We start from the raw sequence: 21,427 nt of genomic DNA, 5'->3' as shown, positions 1-21,427 counted from the left end.
TCTCCCTTTCGCGGGGTGCTGATCCCCTCAGCATGGTCGGTGGTCCGGCTCGGTACCACGGAGTCAGGCAGCGTTCAGCAGAAAACGTCAGCAATTCCGTGGCCACAGTGAGAAAACTCGAGAAAACAGTGTACTGCCGGCCGGTGCTCCGCTTTTAGCGTGCTCGTAGAGGTTCGGCACGCCCATTCCACGAAGGAGCAGCCCATGACCGTCACCCTCGACCGACCCCTGAGCACCCGCACGCGGGACCCGAAGGAACTCCTCAACGCCGTTCAGCCCCGGATCAGGCCCCTCACGGTCAACGTGCTGGACGGCGGTATGACCCTCTGGGACCGCGAGGTGGCCCTGCTGCTGCGCGACCACACGATGGTCCGCGACATGGCCGAACGCATCCTCGGCAACGCCGTCATGTACACCATCGGCTGCATGGAGCACCCGGAGGTCCACCTCGGGGTCGGCCAGCTCGTCGACATCGGCGTCCACCAGCTCATCCTCGACACACCCGTGTGGTGGGCCCTCTGTGACGCGTACAACGAAGGCCGCTACAAGCACCACGCCCCGTTCATCGAGCGTCGTCGTGACGGCCTGTGCCTGCGCTCGGCGGACTTCCTGAAGTCCATCGGCTTCGACATCGACGAGGAGCTGTGGGCGATCGACGGCACGGACTGCTCACCGTGCGACAACAAGGTCCCCGACAGCCACTGAACAGCCCTACCCTGGCCCCTGCCGTCAGTCCCGCCGATGACAGGGGCCGGCCCCTGCGAAGAGGAATCGCCTTGCCCGCACAACACGACATCGCCGCCGAGACGGAGCTGTGGGACACGTTCGCCGCTTCCGCCTTCAGGGAAGACGCGGAGCCGAGCTTCTGCTGGACCCAGTACGCCGGGCACGGACCCGGCCCGGAGCTGCTGGGCGACCCGCGCCGCGTGCTGGAGATCGGCTGCGGCACAGGCCGCGCCCTCGCCCACCTCGCCGAGCGCGGCGTCGTCGCCCGGGGGGTCGACCTGTCTCCCGTCATGGTGGAGAAGACCACCACGAAGTGGAACGGCACCGGGGCGGAGTTCGTGTGCTGCGAGGTGCTGGAGTACCTGAGCGGGCACGAGGAGGTGTACGACGCCGTCTACTCGATCTTCGGAGCCGCCTGGTTCACCGACCCGAGCCGTCTCTTCCCCCTTGTCCGCCGGAGGCTCGGGCCCGGCGGTGTCTTTGTGTTCTCGCAGCCGCCCGCCATCCCGGGCGCGTACGGGCCGCAGGGCATGTACAAGGGAGGCTTCGCCGGAAAGGCGATGTTCACCTACCGCTACAGCTACCGGCCGGCCGTCTGGGAGCGCCTGCTCACCCGAGCCGGGTTCGCCACGGCCGACGCGCAGGTGCTCGACGCGCCGCACCCGGGGCACATCGGGACGCTCCTCGTGCGCGCGGTCGCTCCGTGACCGACCCGCTCGGCCCGACCGGGCATCTGCCTCTCGACACGACAGCCGTCCAGTTGCTCGACGCGGCCGTGCCCGCCATACCCGACGCCGGTCCGCACGATCCCCGGCTGCGGCTGCTCGTTCCTCACGCGCTGGCCCTGCTCGGGCACGTCGGCGAGTCGTCCGCCGCCGACGCCCTGGCCGTCACGACGCGGCTGGCCACCGCCCTGCACCGGACCGGTGACTACGTCTCCGCCCGGGAGACCGCCCGCAACGCCGCCGATCTCGCGCAGCGGCACCTCGACGCGGACCACCGTACGGTCCTCGCCGCCCGCTCCAGGGCAGGGCGGGCACTGTTCCGGCTGGGCCGGTACGCCGAGGCCGAAGCGGTACTCCGCACGGTCCGGGACACCCAGGAGCGACTGTTCGGCGCCGACGACCCCGACACCACGGACAGCGGCTACGGCCTCCAGCTCGTGCTGGCGAACCTCGGCAGACGGGAGGAAGCCGTCGCACTGCTCCGTGACACCGTCGCCGGGCGGCGCTCCGCGCTGGGCGCCGGGCATCCGCTGACTCTGCGGGCCCGCGCCGGCCTGCTGGAGATGCTGCCCGCCGCCGAGGTGGTCACCGAGGAGGGCGGCGCACTGCTCTCGCTGCCGTCGGAGTGCGAACGCGTCCTGGGTCCCGACCACACCGTGACACTCGGCGCCCGGCACAACCACGCGTGGGCGCTGTACCTCCTGGGCCGCTTCGACGAGGCCGACCGGGAGATCCGGCAGGTCGCCGAGACGTATGAGCGGCGGTTCGGGCCCGAGTACCCGATCGTGCTCGCCGCCCGGCAGCTCCTCTCCCGGACCCGAGCCGCGCTCGGACACAGGGAGGAGGGGATCGCCCTGATGACCGACGTCGTCGAGCGGCGGGACCGCGGCCTCGGCCCCGAGCACCCCTTCACGGTCGCGAGCCGGAACCTGCTGGACGCCTACCGTTCGGGGCGATGGCGGCCGTAGCGCCCCACCGCCGGGACCGGAGCGGTCCGCGCGGGCGGTGCGGTCGGGTATTCGGCACGGGGCGGAGGGGAGTACCGATGTAGGGTGCTGTGCGCAGGCCGTACGGGTGACGTTCAGTGCGAGGGGGACGAAGAGTGCAGACGCCGCGAACCCACCCGACCTGACCCGTCCGACGCCGTGAGCGTGGTGTCCGTCCGCTCACCGCACGACCGGATCCGTCCGTGCCGCCGGCCAGGACGGCCGGTCCGCCGCACCGGCCATCCCGTACCCCTGAGCGCCCCGGCCCCGCCCCTCGGAACGGCCCGGGGCCTCGACGGCGGACCCCGCGCGGCACCGAGTACGAGCAGCAGCAGCGACCACCGTCAGGGAGAGCGAGAACCCGCAATGGCCCAGCCGCCCCTCCTCCGCGATGTCATCGACATCAAGGAATCCATCTCCACCTCGGACTTCGTGCTGTCCCTCGCCGAGGCGACGACGCCCGAGGGCGCCCAGCACGCGCTCAAGGACTACGTCGTCACCGAGCGGCTGCTGGAGAACTTCGACGAGGCGCTGGCCCTCATCAAGTCCGCGCTGGACGGGCACCGCTCCAAGGCGGCCTACCTCCACGGCTCGTTCGGTTCCGGTAAGTCGCACTTCATGGCCGTGCTCTACGCACTGCTCAGCGGCAACCCGGCCGCCCGCGCCCGCACCGAGTTCGACCCGGTGCTGACCAAGCACGAGTGGCTGAGCACGGACGGCAAGAAGTTCCTGCTCGTGCCCTACCACATGCTCGGCGCGAAGGCGCTGGAGCAGCGGGTGCTCGGCGGGTACGTGCACCACGTCAAGAAGCTGCACCCCGAGGCCCCGACCCCACAGGTGTACCGGACCGACTCCCTCTTCGCCGACATCCGCGCCATGCGCGCCAACATGGGCGACGAGGCCGTCATCCGCGGCCTGGGCACCACCGGCGCGGACGACGGCGACGAGGACGAGTGGGGCGAGGGCTTCGCCTGGACCCCGCAGCTCCTCGACACCGCGCTCGCCGCCGAGGAGAACCACGAGGCGGGCGTCCCGCTCAACCTCACCAACCCCTCCACCCCGGCCGAACTGCGCGCCAAGCTCGTCAACGACGCCGGCACCAACCTCCTCCCCGGCTTCACCAGGAACGCCGCCGAGGACGAGCACGGCTTCATCTCCTTGGACGCCGGTCTGTCCGTCATCGCCGAGCACGCCAAGTCGCTCGGCTACGACGGCCTGATCCTGTTCATGGACGAGCTGATCCTGTGGCTGGCCACCCTCATCCACGACCAGAAGTTCGTGGCACGCGAGGCCAGCAAGATCACGAACTTCGTGGAGGGCGGCGACGCCCGCCGCGCCATCCCCGTCGTGTCGTTCATCGCCCGCCAGCGCGACCTGCGCGAGCTGGTCGGCGAGGAGGTGTCCGGCGCGGCCGAGTCGTCCATCCAGGACACCCTGAACCTGGCCTCCGGACGGTTCGACAAGATCACCCTGGAGGACCGCAACCTCCCGCAGATCGCCCACGCCCGCCTCCTCAAGCCCAGGGACGACGAGGCGGCCAAGCTGGTCGACGCGGCCTTCGAGCAGACCAAGCGGGTCGGCCCGCAGGTCTGGGACACTCTGCTCGGCTCGGAGAAGGGCACCACCGGCGCGGACGCGGAGTCGTTCCGGCTGACGTACCCGTTCTCGCCGGCGTTCATGGACACCCTCGTCCACATCTCGTCCGCGCTGCAGCGGTCCCGCACCGGTCTGAAGCTGATGGGCCAGCTCCTCGCCGACCACCGCGACGAGATCCGCCTCGGCCAGCTCGTCCCCGTCGGTGACCTCTACCCGGTGATCGCGCAGGGCGGCGACAAGCCGTTCACCGACAGCCTGAAGGTCGTCTTCGAGGCCGCCGACAAGCTCTACAAGACCAAACTGCGGCCCTACCTGCTCAGCTCGTACGACATCACCGAGGACGACGTCGAGCAGTACCGCAACCGGCCCGAGTCCCTCACCGACCCGAAGAAGCTCAACGGCTGCCGGATGTTCACCGGCGACAACCGGCTCGTGTGCACGCTGCTGCTGTCCGCGCTCGCGCCCAGCGTGCCCGCGTTGTCCGAGCTGACCATCCGGCGGCTCGGCGCGCTCAACCACGGGTCGGTCCTCGCGCCCATCCCCGGTGCCGAGGTCGGCATCATCAAGAACAAGGTCGCCGAGTGGGCCGCCAGGTTCCCCGAGATCAAGGAGACCGGCACCGACGCCAACCCCGGCGTCCGCCTCGAACTCTCCGGCGTCGACGTGGACTCCGTCATCGCCAACGCCCAGGTCAACGACAACCCCGGCAACCGGGTCGCCCTCGCCCGCCGCCTGCTCTCCGAGGAACTGGGCGTCGAACACGGCCAGTTGAGCGACCAGCTCCACTTCACCTGGCGCGGCACCGCCCGCACCGCCGAGATCGTCTTCGGGAACGTCGCCGACGAGGACGAGCTGCCCGACCACGACCTGATGCCGCAGGAGGACGGCCGCTGGCGCATCGCCATAGACCTCCCCTTCGACGAGGGCGAATGGGGCCCGGTGGAGGACGTCAACCGCATCCAGCGGCTGCGCGAGCGCCAGCAGGGCGAACGGTCCCGCACCGTCGCCTGGCTGCCCGCGCACCTCTCCGCGCAGCGCTTCGCCGACTTCCGGCGCCTCGTCGTCATCGACAAGGCCCTCGCCGACGAGCACCGCTTCGACACCCAGTACGCCGGCCACCTCAACGCCGACAACCGCAGCCGCGCCAAGGGCCTGCTCGAAACCCAGCGGGAGGCGCTGCTCAAGCAGGTCAAGGGCGCCTTCAAGCAGGCGTACGGCCTCGCCCAGAAGCAGGCCGCCGACGTCGTGCCCGACTTCGACGACCACCTCGTCGCGCTGCCCGACGTCGACGGACTCACCCTGTCCTTCGGGCAGAGCCTGCACGACGGCATCCGGCACGTCGCGGGCAAGCTGCTCGCCCACCAGTACCCGGCCCACCCCGACCTCGACCCCGACGCCACCGGCACCGCCGTCAAGCCCGCCGACACCAAGAAGGTGTTCACCCACGTCCGCGCCGCCGCCGAGGCGCGCGACGGGCGCGTGGAGGTCCCGGCCGCCGACCGCAAGCTCATGCAGCGGATCGCCGGACCCCTGCGCCTCGGACAGCAGAAGGAGGCGTACTTCGAGCTGTCCCGCTACTGGGCCGACCACTTCCGGCAGCTCGCCCGCTCGCAGGGCGTCACCGGGGACCTGTCGCTGATCACGCTCACCGACTGGACCGACCGGCCCGACCCGCGCGGCCTGCCCGACTTCCTCGCCCGGCTCGTCGTCGCTGCCTTCGCCGAGATGGACGACCGGGTGTGGGTGCGCGGCGGCACCGTCCTCGACCCCGCGCCCGAACTGTCCGCGATCAAGGACCACGACGCGCTGCGCAGCCAGCCGCTGCCCGCCGAGCCCGACTGGGACACCGCACGGCAGCGCTTCGAGACGATCTTCGGGGCGAAGCCGCCCGCGCTGCGGCGCGGCCGGATGGTCAACCAGTTCGCCCGCCAGATCATCGAGGCCGCCCGCGACCACCGGGACCACGCGGCCGACCTGGTGCACCAGTTGGAGGCCCACGCCTCCTTCCTCGGCCTCGACCAGACCGCCGACACCGGACGGCTGGCCCTCGCCCGCCGCTCCCTGGAACTGCTGGACGCGCTCACGGCGGAGGCCGGCAAGGGCGCGGCCGGGGCGAAGAAGACCGTGGAGGCCCTCGCCTCCTTCGACCTGGGCGAGACCAGCGCCGACCGGTACGGCACCTCCATCAAGAAGGCCCGCGCCGTCGCGGAGGCCGTCGCCTCCGCGCCCTGGAGCACCCTGGAACTCGCCGCCGGGCTCGGCCCCGAGGGCGAGGCGCTGCTCGACTCGCTGCGCAACGTGGCCCGCGACGACCAGCGCACCGCCGACCTGCGCGACGCCCTGGCCCGCACCCAGCGCGAGGTCGTCGCCCTGATCAAGCGCACCCAGGCCGCCGCCACCCCGCCGCCCGCGCCCGTCGCACCCCAGCCCTCCACGGCCGACGGCCAGTCCCTGGACACGCCGACCAGCGACCCGCGCATCCCCTACACCCCGCCGCAGGAGACACCCTCCCCGGCGAGCGGCGGCGGCACCGCGCGCAAGTCCGGGCGCCGCAGCACGACCGTGCGCCAGGCCGCCGCCGACCTCCAGGCGGAGCTGTCCGAACTGGCCGCCCGCCACCCGAACGCGACCATCGAGATCACCTGGCAGGTCATCGAATGACGGACACCGCCACCGTCGCACCGGGCGCGGTCCGGCTGAGCACCGCGACCGTCACCCAGTACCTGTCCTCGCAGTCCTCCCTCGCCGCCTCCCTCACGGGGGACGGCGAGGGCAGGCGCCGGGTCGTGCTGCTGCGGTCCGCCCCTCAGTGGGACGGCCCCGCCGAACCCGCCTGGGGCGAAGGCCGCACGGCCGGCGTCGCGGTGGCACCGTCGCCGCTCGCCGTCCACGAACTCGTCCTCGACCACCTGGCGGGCCGCCGCCCCGGCCCCACCGTGCTGGTCGTCCTCACCGACCGGGAACAGCACGAACTCGACCCGGCGATCCTCGCCCGCGTCCACAAGCTGCGCATCGACACGGTCGACAGCTGGGACGTCGTCCGCGAGGCGTTCGGCGCCCGGCAGATAGACCCCCGGCTCAAGGACGTCAACTGGGCCGCCGAGGCCCTGCTCGACGCCACCCCGCCCGGCGGCTGGCCGGCCGTGCCCGGCGGCTGGCTGTCCCGCCAGTACGCCCTCACCGCGCTCGCCCAGCGCCGCCTGCGCCTCGGCCGCTACGACACCGAGGACGGCACCCGCCGCCCCGGCGACGTCCGGCTCGACGCCCAGGCCCTGCTGCACTGGTCGACCCGCCCCGGAGCCCCCGAACGGCTCCTCGCCCTGCGCGGCCCCGAACGCGCCGGACTGTCCGCCTTCCTCGGCGAGGAGGACCAGGCGGGCCTCGCCGGACGCGCCCTGCTCGCCCTCGTCGACGCCGAGCGCAGCGCGGACGCCGCCGCCTTCGGTCTCGTCTGCGCGGCGCTGTGGCAGCACGCCGAGCCCGCCCCCGAGACCTACCGGGCCCGGGGCCGCGCCGAACGCTACTTCGGCGACCGGCCCCCGGCGACCGGCGACCAGCTCGACGTCCTGGTGACCGTCTTCGGACGGGCCGCCGAGGAGTACGTGACCACGCTGCTGGCGGCCGGGCACCGCACCGGCGGCACCGACGCCGACCAGGCCCGCGAGGCACGCCGCACCACCGGCATCGTGCTCGACCGGGCGTCCGCCCTGGCCCGGCAGTTCGGCGCGGAGGAGGCCGTGGCGGCGAGCCCCGTCCTGCGCGGTGGACTCGAGGCCCGGTTCACCGCCATAGGTCAGGCCCTCGCGTCGGGCGACACGGCCGCGGTGTCGGACGCCGTCCGCCGCCTGGAGGAACACCGGCTCGCCGCCGAGTCGGAAGAGGCCGCCCGCATCGAACGCGCCCGCATGGGGCAGCGTCTCGCCCGCTGGCTGGCCACCGACCCGTCCGCCGACGCCCCCACCGTCGCCGACGCCCTGCAGCGGCACGTCGCCGAGACCGGCTGGGTGGACCTCGCCCTGGAGCACATCGAGGCCGGTGGCGACCCGGACCCCGTCCTCAAGGCCGCCTACGACCCCCTCGGCACCCGCGTCAGGGACCGGCGCCGACAGATCGACGCGTCCTTCGCGCGCTCCCTGGGGGCCTGGACGGAGGCCGGAACCCAGCCCGGCTCCATGCTCACCGTCGAGACCTTCCTCGACCGCGTGGTCGGCCCGGCCGTGCGGCGCGGGGAGGAACGGCGGGTGCTGCTGCTCGTGCTCGACGGCATGAGCGCGGCCATCGCGAACGAACTGGGGGAGGAACTGCGCCGCTCCTGGGCCGAGTTCGACCCGCTGCCCGAGGGTGGTGCCCCGCGCCGACGGGCGATGGCCGCCGCCCTGCCCACCGTGACGGCCGTGTCCCGCACCTCCCTCTTCGCGGGCACCCTGATGAAGGGCACCCAGGCCGACGAGAAGCGGCTCTTCCCCGCGCTGAAGCTGTGGGGCGGGGTCCCTGCCGCCGTGTTCCACAAGGACGACCTGCGCACCGAGACCGCGGGCGACACCTTCGGCGCGGCGCTCACGGAGGCGCTGGCCGACGGCAGGACGCACGTCGCCGTCGTCCTCAACGCCATCGACGACCGGCTCGCCAAGGAGCAGAAGCTCGGCGACGGCGCCTGGCGGATCGACGACGTGCCCGGTCTGCGCGACCTGCTGCGGGTGGCGGCCACCCAGGGCATGGCGGTCGTCCTCACCAGCGACCACGGTCACGTCGTGGACCGGCACGGTACGAAGGTCGACACTGCCGCCGATCCCGCCTCCGCCCGCCACCGCCTGCCCGGCGGCGGCCCGCTCGCGGAACGCGAGATCGCCCTGTCCGGGCCGCGCGTGGTCTGGCCTGATCCTGGGGCCTCCATCGTCGCCCTGTGGGACGCCGACTCCCGCTACACCGCCCTCAAGGCCGGCTACCACGGTGGGGCGTCGCTCGCCGAGGTCACCATCCCGGTGCTGGCCTTCCTGCCGTTCGGTGCGGAGCCGCCCAAGGGATGGCGGGAACTGGGCGACCAGCGGCCAACCTGGTGGGCTCCGGAGGAGACCGGAAAGGTACCGCTGCCGGGCGAGCACGCCGCTCGGCCGGTGACCGCGACGGCCCCCGCTCCCAAGGAGCCGACGGGCAAGGCCAAGAAGGAGCAGGCAGAGGTCGCCCGGACGCACGACACGCTCTTCGACGTCGCGCTGACGGCTGGGGGAGACGACGCCCTGCTCACCCCGAGCATCGTCTCCCGCATCGAGACACTGGTGACGGCACTGCTCGACTCGGAGACGTATCAGGCACAGCTCGGCGGGCTGGCCCGCAAGCCGCAGCAGGAGCAGGTCCACAAGGCGCTCGCCGCCCTGCTGGACGCGGGCGGCACCCTGCCCGTGACCGCGCTCGCCCAGCGCGCCGGCATGCCCGTCACCCGGGGCGACGGCTTCGCCGCCGTCCTGCGGCAACTCCTCAACTACGACGGCGTGCAGGTCCTGGAGACCCTGCCGGACGGCCGCACCCTGCGGCTCCACGAGGCGCTGCTGCGCGAGCAGTTCGCTCTCGGGGCGGGCTGACGACACGACTCGGGGCGTCTCAGGACCTCAGTCCCGGGACACCCCGAGCGGCGCCCCGCCCCGCTACCTCACGACGCGAACGCCCGCAGCACCTTGGCGAAGGTCGTCAGCTCGTCGATCATCTCCGGCGGGAGCGGCTTCTCGTCGAAGTGGGCGATCCGGTTGCGGATGTCCTTCACCCGCTTCAGCAGGCCGACGAACTGCTCCCGGGGCATGTTGGGCCACTTCAGCGCCTCCCAGTTGCGGTCGGCCCGCTCGGCGAAGGACTGCTTCGTCTGGTCGCCGTCCAGGAGCCTCAGGTAGTCGCCGAACATCAGGTCCGACACCTGGCCGGTGCGCTGCTCCGGCTTCTTGTTCGTCTGGACCGCCTTGATGGCCTCCGTGTCCAGTGCCGCGCCCAGGCAGCGGCGCAGCAGCGACTCGATCTCACCCACGATGAAGAAGGGGCGCGCCGCCCCCTCGAAGCGTTCCGTGACGTCCGCGGCGGTGACGATGCCCGACAGGCAGCCGTCGTCGCCGCGGACGAGCAGGTAGCCGTGCTCGCGGATGACCGGGAGGGCGGTGAAGAACTCCTGGCGGGCGTCGGCGACGGGCAGCGAGTCCTTCTCCATGGCGTTGTCGAGCGTGGCCTCCTTCCCCGCCTCGTACATCTTGGCCACGGATCCCCAGGTGACGACTCCGTGGACCTGCGCCATGCCGGTGGTCACCGGCACCTGGGAGAGGCCCTTCGTGCGCATCAGGAAGGTCGTCTGGGACAGGGGCGTGCCGGGGCCCACGGACACCAGGCCGCGCCGCGCCGACGGGATGTCGCCGAGCAGCAGACGCTGCGGCAGCGCGTGCGAGGGCAGGGCCTCGTCCGCCTCGTCGGCCTCACCCTCCGGTTCCGGGGGCGTGCGCTGTGCGGGAACGGCCGCCAGCGGCACGACGTCGACGGTGCTGCGCAGACCGCAGACGGCGAAGTCCGGCAGCGTGGTCAGCCCGGCGTCCGTCAGGGCCTGCGAGATCCGGTGCACCGTCCGGTGGTCGCGGACCCTGACCTGGAACAGGTCCAGGATCTCCTGCACGGACACGGTCCTGCCCTTGAGCGAGGCCACGTCCCGCTCGTGCGGCCTGGTCGTCATCGGGCGTCGCCCTCCGGCAGGTCACGGAGCATCGTCCGCTTGCCCATGGCGGAGTGCACGAGGTCCTGCAACTGCTTGGAGCGGTCGCGGTAGAAGCGCTCGTAGTCGTTCTCGCGCAGCGCGTCCGGATCGATCAGGTGCGTGGTCAGGACGTCGTCGAACCACTCGGGACGCATGTCGGACGCGGCGATCATCGTGGACAGGTATGACGACGGCGCCCCCGTCATGTCCATCGCGGCGCGGTAGGACAAGGGGGTCTTGTTCACGATCGAACTCGTGGGCAGACCGTTGCTGTTGCCCCGCCGGAACCACGTCTTGGGGAAGATCTGCCGGATGTCGACCCCGTACTCGTCCAGCCGGCCGGGGCTGAGCGGGGCGCCCGTGTGGTGCCAGTCGACCGCCCCCTGCTTGATCAGCAGGGCGTAGATGCCCTTGTAGGCGGCGCTGTTGCGGGTGGTGAGGGTGTCGAGGCGGTCGGCGAAGAAGAACGCCTCCGTGACCGTCTCGGGCGCTTTCTCGTCCTGCGCGATCCAGGGGACGAGCTGTTCGACGTCCTTGGTGAAGCGCGTCTCCGTGGAACCGCCGTACATCTCCCCGAGGACCCCGCACCAGTACCACTGCTCGATCTTCTCCTCCGCCCCCAGGCCGTCCGTCCCCGTGTCGAGGATGGCGCGGACGGCCGCGAGCGGGACGAGCTGCGTCTTGTACGGCAGGTCGGCCGGGCGGACGATGCACTGCCGCTCCAGGAAGTCACCCACCCAGGCGAAGGCGTCGGCGAGCTTGGGCGCCAGGCGGACGAAGTCGGCCAGGGGGAGGTCCAACAGGTCGCGGCGCTTGCAGGACACCGTGGCCCCGCGGCCCTCCTGCTTCCGCTCCCAGGTGCGGACCAACGCGATGGCCTGCAGGAAGTCGATGCTGCTCAGCCCGTTCTCGAGGCCGCTCTCGATGCGGCCGAAGACCGGGTACTTGCTCGCCAGCGCCTGCTTGATCTCCCGCCAGACCTCGGGAAGCTGGTAGTAGTCCCCGGTCCGCTCCACGTAGTCGCGGTCCCCGGCGTACGTCGCGGTGAGCAGTTCGAAGACGTTCAGGGGCACACCGCCCGTGTTGACCCGCTCGAACACCGCGCAGACGGCGTCCATGGAAGTGGAGGCGGCCAGCCGGATCATCGGGACCTGGAAAGCGCGGACCTGCTGGAGAACCGCCTCGTCGAACTGGCCCCACAGGTCCCAGTTCCGGTCCTCGTCCGCCTTGATGTACACCTTCTTCCACTCGTTGACACGCTGGGCGTCGAAGACGAAGTGGAGGGGGAAGAGGCCGGCCGCGCACTCGGCCTCGGTGGTGCTCAGGTCCAGCACCACGGTGCGGTTGAAGTCCGTGCGGAGCACCTTGTCCGCCGGGACGGACACGATGGCCTCGTCGCGGTCCGCGGAGGGTCCCACGGCCTTCGCGATGTCGACGTAGTACCAGCGCTGGATGGCCTTGCCCCGGGCGTCCGCCGTCTCCACCGGGGCGTCCAGCCACAGGGACTGGAAGAGCGAGGTGAGGCGCTGCTGCCCGTCCAGCAGTAGGAGGTCGGCCTCCGGGTCCCCCTCCGGCCGGGCACCGGTGAGGGTCCGCGAGCGGAACCGGGTGGCGCCACCGGTCTGCAGCGTCATCACGACACCCAGCGGGTAGTCCAGCGTGACCGTCGCGATGATCGCCCGGATCCGGTCGTCGTCCCACTTCCAGTTCCGCTGGAAGTCGGGCAACTGTAAGGAACCTGAGGCGACATCGGCCAGAACGTCCTTGAGCTTCACATTGTCGAGGGCCGCCATGTGACTCCACTTCCCGACTGTTGCGTGTACGGACGGTGATTCCAGCAGCGCTCCGCAGTGACGGTCAAGCCGGTTCACGGAGAAGGGAGATCACCACAGCCGATGTCTGCCGAAGCTTCAGGGTGACGAAGGCTTCGAAGAGAGCGAGGTGGCATAGGTGGGGGCGGCGGGGAACAAGGCCGCCAAGGGCGGCCCGGAGTCGGACGGCCGCTCGTCTCACCCGTGATCCGGGAACTGGTGCCCACCTGCGGTGGAGCCCGAAACGGCCGCAGCGACACGCGACGCCACCCACCCACCGGCGGAACGAGTCGGGCACAGTGCCGCGACAGGCGATCGGTGACCACGCCGAAGCCGGAGGTCAAGCCTCCGGAGAGTCTCCGGGGCTTTCGCTGCTTTCGGCCATGATCTTGCCGCCGACGAACGCCACACCCAGAGCGAGTGCGGCACCAGCGCCGATTACCACCTTTTTCAGCACCCCGTCCAAGAACTGCTTGTTCTCGCTGTCCTTCTGGAATTCCAGCCTTCCGGTCTCCTGGATCTGCTCGATGATGAATTTCTTGCTTTCCCAGCTCAGATAGTCCTTGTCGAGTTCACGCTTGAGGATTTCCCTGATCTCCTGGAACGCCTGGTGGACGTGCTCCTGGCTCTGCTTGTTCGCTGACAATGTGGACGCGTGAGCTGTCTCCATCGAGTCCACGGCATCCTTGGCGAAATCCTTGAACACCGGGAACTGCTCAACGATCCTCAGAGCCACCTCGGTGTCCATCTCGGGCATCATGGCCGCGAACCTGATCATCTTGTCCTTGGAGAGGTGCCTCCAGGACTCGATCCCGAGCGCCTGCTTGATCTCGGCTTCGCTCTTGTAGGCCATGCTGTGGTCCTGTTCGCCGTCGCGTCTCGTTTCCGCGAATCCTAGTGGCGGCGCCGACATGCGGGCGCTGAGTTCAGTGAGCACAGCCGTCCGGAGTCGGCGGTTGAGCGCTGCCCTCGCTTTCCCTCCCCCTGGCTGCCCCTCCGGTATATCCCGGATTCGCGAATGACGGAGGCGTGAGGGCGACACTTTGGGTGCGGTGGCTCGTCCCGGCTGTTGGCGCCGCGGCAGGGCATTTCCTGGATGGGTGGCGCAACGGAAGCATTTGGATAAACTTCGCGAATCGGGCGCCGTGGCTTTTCGTCGAGGCCGTGGTGCACGGGAAGATGGAACACTGTTCCCCGTGAGCACCACCGGATCCAAACGTCCCGTACAGGTCAGCGCGGCCCGCCGCCGTACCGTCATCGACGCCCTGCGCCGCGGGGCCGTACCCGAGAGCGGACTCGACCTGCTCGCCACCGGGCTCGATCGGTTCGAAGCGGCCCTCGACGCGGAACTGGACGCCGTCGCGTCCGGCGGGTCCGTGTTCAAGGCCGTGCGCGGTGAGTACGGGTCCGGCAAGACCTTCTTCACCCGCTGGCTGGGGGAGCGGGCGAAGCGGCGCAACTTCGCCGTGGCCGAGATCCAGGTCTCCGAGAACGAGACGCCGCTGCACAAGCTGGAGACCGTCTACCGGCGGCTCACCGAACGGCTCACCACCTCCAGCTTCCCGCCCAGCGCGCTGCGCCCCGTCGTGGACGCCTGGTTCTACGCCCTGGAAGAGGACGCTCTGGCAGCCGGCGCGACCGAGGACGAACTGTCCGGCGAGGTGGAGAAGCTGCTCGTCGCGCGGCTCGCCGAGGTCTCCCGGCATGCACCGTCCTTCGCCACCGCCCTGCGCGGGTACCGGGCAGCCCTCGCCGACCGCGACGAGGCGACCGCCGCGGCCGTGCTGGCGTGGCTCGGTGGCCAGCCACACGTCGCGGCCTCCGCCCGCAGGTCCGCCGGGTTGCGGGGAGACCTCGACCACTTCGGTGCTCTCGGCTTCCTGCAGGGCCTGCTCACCGTGCTGCGCGACTCCGGGCACGCCGGGCTCTTCGTCGTCCTCGACGAGGTGGAGACGCTGCAACGGGTGCGCTCCGACGCCCGCGACAAGGCGCTCAACGCGCTGCGGCAGCTCATCGACGAGGTGCACTCCGGCCGGTTCCCCGGTCTGTACCTCGTGATCACCGGTACACCCGCCTTCTACGACGGTCAGCAGGGCGTGCAGCGCCTGGCGCCGCTCGCCCAGCGGCTCGCCACCGACTTCACCACGGACCCGCGCTTCGACAATCCCCGTGCCGTTCAGATCCGGCTTCCCGGCTTCGGCCAGGAGTCCCTGGTCGCCCTGGGCGTCACCATCCGGAACCTGTACGCGGATGCCGCCGCGTCGCCCGAGCGTGTACGTGCGGTCGTCGACGACGCCTACGTCGCGGATCTCGCGCGAGCTGTCGGCGGAGCGCTGGGCGGGAAGGTCGGGGTGGCGCCCCGGCTGTTCCTGAAGAAGCTGGTGGGGGACGTCCTCGACCGCGTGGACCAGTTCGACGACTTCGATCCCCGGCAGCACTACAACCTGACCGTCTCGAGCAGCGAGCTCACCGACGTGGAGCGGAACCTGACCGCCGCGGTCACCGGCGGGGCCGCGTCCGCCGACGACATCGACCTGGAGCTGTGATGGCGGACGCTGACAAGCCGACCGGGGTGCACCCGGCCGGAGGAGCGGCCGACGTACTCGACCGGCTCGACCCCGTTGTCCTGCACCACATTGTCAACACTCTCGGCTGGCCCGATCTGCGTCCCCTCCAGCGGGCGGCGATCACTCCGCTCATGGACGGCGACGACGCCGTGCTGCTGGCGCCGACAGCGGGCGGCAAGACGGAGGCGGCGTGCTTCCCGCTGCTGTCCGCGATGGCCGAGCAGCGGTGGATCGGCACCTCCGTGCTGTACTTGTGCCCCCTCAAGGCGCTGCTCAACAACCTGGTCGGCCGCGTCGACACGTACGCCCAGTGGCTGGGACGGCGCGCGGCGCTCTGGCACGGCGACACCAAGGAGTCGCAGCGGCAGCGTATCCGCACCGAGCCGCCGGACATCCTGCTGACCACACCCGAGTCGCTCGAAGCCATGCTGATCGGCGTCAAGACCGACCACGAGCGCCTGCTGGGCGGCGTACGCGCCGTGGTCGTCGACGAGGTGCACGCCTTCGCGGGTGACGACCGGGGCTGGCACCTGCTCGCGGTGCTCGAACGGCTGGAGCGGGTCACCGGCCGCCCCATCCAGCGGGTCGGGCTCTCGGCGACGGTGGGCAACCCCGAGCAGTTGCTGCGCTGGTTGCAAGGAGCCGGTGCCGGGAGCCGTACCGGACAGGTCGTTGCGCCGGGCGTCCACCTGCCCGCCACCGGTGTGGTCGGCACCGGGAAGGGAACCGTCACGGACCCGTCGCGCAGACCTGCGGGAGAGGTGGAACTCGACTACGTGGGCTCGCTCGACAATGCCGCGAAACTCATCGCCGCCCTGCACCGGGGAGAGAAGCGGCTCGTCTTCTGCGACTCGCGCCGCCAGGTCGAGGAGCTGGGTGCCGCGCTCCGGGCCCGCGAGGTTACCGTCTTCCTGTCCCACGCTTCCCTGTCCGTGGACGAACGTGCCCGCTCCGAGCAGGCTTTCGCCGAGGCTCGCGACTGCGTCATCGTTTCCACGTCCACCCTTGAACTCGGCATCGATGTCGGAGACCTGGACCGCGTCATCCAGATCGATGCCCCGGCCTCCGTCGCTTCCTTCCTGCAGCGCATCGGGCGCACCGGCCGGCGTCCCGGCACGGTACGCAACTGCCTGTTCCTCACCACCCGGAAAGAAACACTGCTGCAGGCCGCGGGACTGCTGCTGTTGTGGTCACGTGGCTGGGTGGAACCCGTTCTCCCGCCGCCCGAGCCGCGTCACCTCGTGGCCCAGCAGCTCCTCGCGGTCACCCTGCAGCAGCACGTGATGGGTGATCAGTTGTGGGATCGGCAATGGAACGGTCTCGCCCCCTTCGACCGTTCCGCGGCTCCGATCCTGCGCCACCTCACCGAAGAGGGCTTTCTCGACAGCGACGGCGGCATGCTGTTCGTCGGCCCGGAGGCGGAACACCGGTTCGGGAGGCGGCACTTCATCGAACTCACGGCGTCGTTCACCGCGCCGCCGCAGTTCACGGTACTGTCCGGGCGCACCGAGATCGGCCGAACCGACCCGAGTGTCCTGACCGAAGAACGCCCGGGCCCTCGTCGACTGCTGCTCGGCGGACGGAGCTGGCAGGTCACCTATGTCGACTGGACACGGAAGCGGGTCTTTGTTGAACCCGCGGACGGCGGCGGCATCGCCAAGTGGATGAGCGGTGGCGTGGTCGGCCTTTCGTACGCCCTCACGCGAGCCATGCGGGAGGTACTGCTGGGCTCCGAGCCGCCGGTGGATCTCACCCGGCGGGCGCAGGCATGCCTTGCGGAACAGCGCGAGGATGATGCTCCGGACACGGTGCACCCCGGCGGCACCCTGGTCACCCGGGTGGGGAGCGATGTGCGTTGGTGGACCTGGGCCGGTTACCGCGCCAACGCCACCCTCGCGGCGACACTGCAGTCGGTCACCGACCCTTTACAGCGGCCCACCGATTGCTGGATGCGTCTGCGTGAGGACCTCACCCCGGCCGACTGGAGGGCGGCTCGGGAGAGCGTCGGTGACGGGCTCGTGCTTCCCGACGTGGACCGCCGGGCCGTACGCGGTCTGAAGTTCTCCGCCGCTCTGCCCGAACGACTTGCCGTCGCCACGGTCGCGGCCCGCCTGGCCGACTTCGAGGGGGCACGGTCCGTACTGTCCGAACCCGCGCGTTTCGTCGCCGTCAGCGGTTCAGCGTGAGCCCCTGATCGTGGACAGCCGGCCACCCGGTGTTCCCCGGCGTCGGCTTCATCACGATCCCCGAGCTGTCCTGGCGGCGCGCCGATGCGGTGTCCGGCGTGGTGCGGGTGGGGCAGCGCGTGACGTGCGAGTTTCCGCAGTTCGACACCGGGAACCTGGAGGTCAGGCTGTTCCTGCGGGCGCTGCGCCCCGGCCCTTTCGCGGCCTTCGCCAACCGGGGCGCGGCGGGCCGGACCCCGCGGGGGCGGGTCGCCCTGCTGGTCCCGTTCGGCGTCATGGTGGAGGTCGCCGAGGGCGTCGAGGGACTTGTGCGTCCGAACGACCCCGGCCGGGCACCCGTGGCCGACCCGGCGGGCGTCGTCCAGGTCGGTGACGAGGTCACGGTCGTCGTCGTGGAGGTGGACCGCGAGCGGCGCGGGCTGGTGCTCTCGTGGGGGCAGGGGCGTACGGCGCCGCCGCCCTGACCCGCCCTCAGCGCGGCGGCGGTGCCGACGGGGCCGTACGGGCGCGGACGTCCTCCCGGAGACGTACCTTGTCGATCTTGCCGATCCCGGTGAGGGGCAGCGCGGGCAGCTCCACGAGGTGCTCGGGCAGCTTGAAGGGGGCCAGCCCCGCCTCCACCAGGAACCGGCGGATCTCCCGCAGAGACGGCGCCCCCTCCGCGCCGCCCGTCACGTACAGGCAGACCGCCTCGCCCAGGACGGGGTGGGGCATCGCCACGGCTGCGGCGGAACGCACCCGGGGGTGGGCCAGCACCAGCGACTCCAGTTCGCCCGCCGGGATCTTCTCGCCCCCGCGGTTGATCACGTCCTTGACCCGGCCCACCACCTGGAAGTTGCCCGACGGGTGGCGCCGGACCAGGTCGCCGGTGCGGAGGAAGCCGTCGGGAGTGAACGCCTCGGGCTCCGCCCCGCCGTGGTACGCCGTGATCACGCCCGGCCCCCGGACCAGCAGCTCACCGGTCTCGCCGTCGGCGACCGGCCTGCCCGCGCCGTCCACCACACGGGTCTCGTCGCCGGGCGATGCGGGCCGCCCCTGGGTGGTGGCCACGGGCCCGGGCGGGTCGTCCAGCCGCGTGAGGTTCAGCAGTCCCTCGCTCATGCCGTACACCTGCTGGACCCGGCAGGCGAACACCTCGGCGAGACGCGCGGCGGTGTCCTCGTCCAGGCGGGCACCGCCGACCTGGATGACCCGCAGGCTCGACAGGTCGTGCCCGGGGCGGGCGGCCCGGGCGCCGAGCCACTGCCGGGCGACCGCCGGGGTGAGCGCGCAGTGCGTGACCCGCTCCCGCTCGATCAGCTCCAGCGCGCCGCCCGGGTCGCCGTCCGGGCCGAGCACCGCCCGCCCGCCGCACACGAGGGCGCCCAGCACACCGGGGTGCCCGAACGCGAAGCTGTGCGCCACCGGCAGCGCGGCGAGGTAGACCGTGTCCCGCCCCATCCCTGACACCCCGGCGGACGCGCGGACGACATGCGTGAAGGCCTCGTGGCTGCGCGGGATGAGCCGGGGCGCGCCCGTCGTACCGCTGGACAGCAGGAACAGGGCGGTGTCGGAAGGGCGGCGCGCCCCGCCCACGGGCGCCGCGCCACGACCCGCGTCCACGGGCGCCGTGTCATGCAGCCCGGCGCACGCGTCGAGGTCCAGACGGCCGCGCGCCGCGTCGCCGCCGGGGACGATGAGGGTACGCAGGGACGGATGCCGTAGGCGCAGCCCCTCCGCCATCCGCAGGTGGTCGAACCGGCGCCCCGGGCCGGGGACGGCCATCGCCGTCGCGCCCACCGCCGAGACGACGGGCCCGAGTTCACGGGCGCGCAGCGTCGGCGGGGCGAGCACCGGGCACGCGCCGAGCCTGATCAGCGCGAGGACCAGGACCAGGAACCGGGGCTCGTTGGGAGGCAGTACGAGCACGTGGTCGCCGGGGAGGACACCGCCCTCCGCGAGCCGGGCCGCGCAGCCCGAGACGGCCGCGTCCAGCGCCGCCCTGCGCAGGGTGCGGCCGTCTCCGGTGAGCGCCGCCCGGCCGCCGGGATGCCCCCGCGTGTCGAGCACGGCCTCGTCCAGCAGCTCGGGCGCCCACCAGCCCCGGCCGCGGTACCGCTCCGCCACCGGCCCCGCCTGCCCCGTGCGGGCGAGAGCGACGACCTCCCGCACGGTGTGGTCGTGGCCGCTCCACGGGTCGAACCGGACGCCGTACCGCTCGGCCAGCTCCAGCGCCAGCTGCGACAGGTCGACCGAGTCGAGACCCAGGTCGGCCCGCAGCCGCGCCTCACCCCGCAGCAGCTCGTCGGCGATTCCCAGGTCGGCGAGGATGTCCCGTACGTCGCCGGTGTCGGCCAATCCCGTCTCCTCCGGTCCGGTGGGCGGGGCCCAGCCGGTTCAGGGTCAGGTCAGGTGAGGGTGAGCGTCGTGACGCCGGTCGCGCCCCGGAGACCGGTGGTGAGGCACAGCAGCAGGTCCGGCTGCGGAAGAGTGATGACCTGGAGCAGCGAGCGCCCCGCGTAACGGCCTTCCACCACGGTGCCGGTGATCGTGGTGACCACCTGCCCGGCGACCGCGTTCGTGGTGCCGGTGATCTCGACGACGCTGCGCTCGCCGCTGTTCCAGGTGAAGGCGCGCCGGTCGGTGAAGCCGTCGAGCAGGTTGTTGCAGCCCGCGTTGAAGAGGAACCGCTCCCCGTACGCCCCGCTCGTCACCCCGCCGGTGCCGTCGAGGCAGGAGTCGAGCCGACCTTCGACGGTGACGGTGATGTCGCGCGGCTGGAGGACGATGCCCGGGTCGTACGTGGTGGTCTCCGTCCCCTGACACTGGAGCACCGGGCCCGGCGCCGCCCCGGCGGGTGCGGTGACCAGGAGGCTCGCGGCGAGTACGGCACCGGCCGTCAGCGCCACGGCGCGCCTCCGCGCACGGGCCGTCAGGGCCGTCGTGGCCCGCTTCCATGAACTGCTCGCGGCCATGGGGCCTCCTCATCGGGACGTGACCTGTCCGGAGTGCTGCCCCGCGCCGAGCCGCCGCAGACGGGCGCGCGGGAGCAGCGGGGGAGCGCGGGCGGCCCCGCGGGCGCGCGCGGCACGGGCGTCGTCGGCTCACGGCCGTGCGCCGTCCGCCGCGCACGGCGGTCCGGCAACACGTCCGGCTGGCGGGACGCGCCCGGCGGTCGGGGGGGGCGCACCCCGTCGGCCGGACGCGCCCGCGACGCGCCCTTCACCCGTTCCGGTGCCCGTGTGACCCTGGGGCCCCGACGGTCTCGGCCCTGGAGCGCGATGGACCCCTGTACGAGCGGCACGCTGCCCGTCCCCGGCGCCCGGCTGTACTTCGAGGAGCGCGGCGCGGGCCCCCTGCTGCTGCTCATCGCGGGCGGCAACTCCGACGCGGCCGTGTTCAGACGCCTCGCGGCCGCCCTGGCCGCCCACCACCGCGTCGTCACCTACGACCCCCGCGGCAACTCCCGCAGCGTGCTGGACGGCCCGCGCGACGAGCCGTACCGCGTCGGGCGGCACGCCGACGACGCGGTACGGCTCCTCGACCACCGGGCCGGGCCGGACGAGCCGGTGCGGGTCTTCGGCAGTTGCTCGGGCGGACAGGTGGCGCTGGAGCTCGCCGTACGCCACCCCGGCCGCGTGCGGTGGACGGTCGCGCACGAACCGCCCGCGCTGGCGGTCCTCCCCGACGCGGCCGACCACCTGGCGCTCGTCGCCGACGTCCGCGAGACGTTCCGCCGCTCCGGGCTGGTACCGGCCATGCGGCTGCTCCAGGCCCTGTACGGGAACACCCCCGCGCCCGCGCTGCCCGAGGCGCATGACAACACCGCGTTCTTCCTCGCCCGGGTGGTCGGGCCCGCGACGCGGTTCGTGCCCGACCTGGACGCGCTCGCCGCGCTGCGGGGCCGGGTCGCGCTGGCGGGCGGCGAGGACTCCCGTACGCACGTCGTGCAGCGGCCCGCGGTGGTGCTGGCACGGCGGCTGGGCAGCCGGATGGAGCTGTTCCCCGGCGGCCACGCGGGCTACGCCAGGTATCCGGGCGCGTTCGCCCGCCGACTGGTCGAGGTGTTCGACGCCCTGCGCGGCGCGGCGGCGGGCGTCGCGACGCGTCGGCCGGTGCCGGAGCGGTGA

General features: G+C 72.0%; 14 protein-coding genes. 9 read left to right on the top strand and 5 right to left on the bottom strand.

Annotated elements, in window-relative coordinates; translation table 11 throughout:
- Positions 1-204: 204 nt before the first annotated feature.
- The 5 genes from J116_RS05105 (at position 205) to pglZ (ending at position 9,612) form a co-directional block, all read left to right on the top strand.
- The gene (locus J116_RS05105; RefSeq protein ID WP_023590423.1) at positions 205-705 is read left to right on the top strand and encodes a hypothetical protein; all 501 of its coding nucleotides are present in this window, start codon (positions 205-207) and stop codon (positions 703-705) included.
- 71 nt (positions 706-776) lie between these two features.
- Positions 777-1,433, top strand: coding sequence for a class I SAM-dependent methyltransferase (locus J116_RS05100; RefSeq protein WP_028964637.1), 657 nt, complete (start codon positions 777-779; stop codon positions 1,431-1,433).
- Positions 1,430-2,419, top strand: a complete 990-nt coding sequence (locus J116_RS05095; protein ID WP_317135516.1) for a tetratricopeptide repeat protein — start codon at positions 1,430-1,432, stop codon at positions 2,417-2,419. Before J116_RS05100 ends, J116_RS05095 begins: the two co-directional genes overlap by 4 nt.
- A gap of 384 nt (positions 2,420-2,803) precedes the next feature.
- Positions 2,804-6,694 carry a BREX-2 system ATPase PglY gene (gene pglY / locus J116_RS05090; RefSeq protein ID WP_023590424.1) on the top strand — a complete coding sequence of 1,297 codons (3,891 nt, stop codon included), beginning with the start codon at positions 2,804-2,806 and terminating at the stop codon, positions 6,692-6,694.
- The gene (gene pglZ / locus J116_RS05085) at positions 6,691-9,612 is read left to right on the top strand and encodes a BREX-2 system phosphatase PglZ (RefSeq protein ID WP_023590425.1); all 2,922 of its coding nucleotides are present in this window, start codon (positions 6,691-6,693) and stop codon (positions 9,610-9,612) included. The genes pglY and pglZ overlap by 4 nt, the downstream gene beginning before the upstream one ends.
- 68 nt (positions 9,613-9,680) lie before the next feature.
- On the opposite strand, the gene J116_RS05080 is transcribed toward pglZ, so the two are convergent.
- From J116_RS05080 to J116_RS05070, 3 genes are all read right to left on the bottom strand, one after another.
- Positions 9,681-10,733 carry a CBS domain-containing protein gene (locus J116_RS05080; RefSeq protein ID WP_023590426.1) on the bottom strand — a complete coding sequence of 351 codons (1,053 nt, stop codon included), beginning with the start codon at positions 10,731-10,733 and terminating at the stop codon, positions 9,681-9,683.
- Positions 10,730-12,547, bottom strand: coding sequence for a DUF262 domain-containing protein (locus J116_RS05075; RefSeq protein WP_023590427.1), 1,818 nt, complete (start codon positions 12,545-12,547; stop codon positions 10,730-10,732). The genes J116_RS05080 and J116_RS05075 overlap by 4 nt, the downstream gene beginning before the upstream one ends.
- Positions 12,548-12,905: 358 nt before the next feature.
- A complete protein-coding gene (locus tag J116_RS05070; RefSeq protein ID WP_023590428.1) occupies positions 12,906-13,418 on the bottom strand; it encodes a hypothetical protein in 513 nt (170 codons plus the stop codon).
- A 343-nt stretch (positions 13,419-13,761) separates the two neighbouring features.
- Between J116_RS05070 and brxD the strand changes: the two genes are divergently transcribed.
- Genes brxD through J116_RS05055 form a run of 3 tightly spaced genes read left to right on the top strand, consistent with a single transcriptional unit; the run spans position 13,762 to position 17,782 of the window.
- Positions 13,762-15,111, top strand: coding sequence for a BREX system ATP-binding protein BrxD (gene brxD, locus J116_RS05065; protein WP_023590429.1), 1,350 nt, complete (start codon positions 13,762-13,764; stop codon positions 15,109-15,111).
- Positions 15,111-17,318: a DEAD/DEAH box helicase gene (locus J116_RS05060; protein ID WP_023590430.1), complete on the top strand. Its 2,208-nt coding sequence runs from the start codon at positions 15,111-15,113 to the stop codon at positions 17,316-17,318. Before brxD ends, J116_RS05060 begins: the two co-directional genes overlap by 1 nt.
- 29 nt (positions 17,319-17,347) lie before the next feature.
- A complete protein-coding gene (locus J116_RS05055; RefSeq protein WP_023590431.1) occupies positions 17,348-17,782 on the top strand; it encodes a S1 RNA-binding domain-containing protein in 435 nt (144 codons plus the stop codon).
- Positions 17,783-17,789: 7 nt separating this feature from the next.
- Here the strand turns inward: J116_RS05055 and J116_RS05050 are convergent, their stop codons facing one another.
- Together J116_RS05050 and J116_RS05045 are read right to left on the bottom strand one after the other, a co-directional pair.
- Complete coding sequence (locus J116_RS05050) at positions 17,790-19,655, bottom strand: AMP-binding protein (protein WP_023590432.1); 1,866 nt, start codon at positions 19,653-19,655, stop codon at positions 17,790-17,792.
- Positions 19,656-19,705: 50 nt separating this feature from the next.
- Positions 19,706-20,272: a hypothetical protein gene (locus tag J116_RS05045; protein ID WP_023590433.1), complete on the bottom strand. Its 567-nt coding sequence runs from the start codon at positions 20,270-20,272 to the stop codon at positions 19,706-19,708.
- A gap of 306 nt (positions 20,273-20,578) precedes the next feature.
- Between J116_RS05045 and J116_RS05040 the strand changes: the two genes are divergently transcribed.
- Entirely contained in the window at positions 20,579-21,427 is an 849-nt protein-coding gene (locus J116_RS05040; RefSeq protein WP_023590434.1) for an alpha/beta fold hydrolase, read from the top strand.

Source organism: Streptomyces thermolilacinus SPC6 (assembly GCF_000478605.2).
Classification (GTDB): domain Bacteria; phylum Actinomycetota; class Actinomycetes; order Streptomycetales; family Streptomycetaceae; genus Streptomyces; species Streptomyces thermolilacinus.
Note: the sequence above shows the minus strand (reverse complement) of the source record. Positions and strands in the feature narration are given on the sequence as shown.

Coding starts and splice junctions, on each gene's coding strand:
- J116_RS05105 (WP_023590423.1), top strand. CDS start 205: ATGACCGTCACCCTCGACCGACCCCTGAGCACCCGCACGCGGGACCCG.
- pglY (WP_023590424.1), top strand. CDS start 2,804: ATGGCCCAGCCGCCCCTCCTCCGCGATGTCATCGACATCAAGGAATCC.
- pglZ (WP_023590425.1), top strand. CDS start 6,691: ATGACGGACACCGCCACCGTCGCACCGGGCGCGGTCCGGCTGAGCACC.
- J116_RS05080 (WP_023590426.1), bottom strand. CDS start 10,733: ATGACGACCAGGCCGCACGAGCGGGACGTGGCCTCGCTCAAGGGCAGG.
- J116_RS05075 (WP_023590427.1), bottom strand. CDS start 12,547: ATGGCGGCCCTCGACAATGTGAAGCTCAAGGACGTTCTGGCCGATGTC.
- J116_RS05070 (WP_023590428.1), bottom strand. CDS start 13,418: ATGGCCTACAAGAGCGAAGCCGAGATCAAGCAGGCGCTCGGGATCGAG.
- J116_RS05060 (WP_023590430.1), top strand. CDS start 15,111: ATGGCGGACGCTGACAAGCCGACCGGGGTGCACCCGGCCGGAGGAGCG.
- J116_RS05045 (WP_023590433.1), bottom strand. CDS start 20,272: ATGGCCGCGAGCAGTTCATGGAAGCGGGCCACGACGGCCCTGACGGCC.
- J116_RS05040 (WP_023590434.1), top strand. CDS start 20,579: ATGGACCCCTGTACGAGCGGCACGCTGCCCGTCCCCGGCGCCCGGCTG.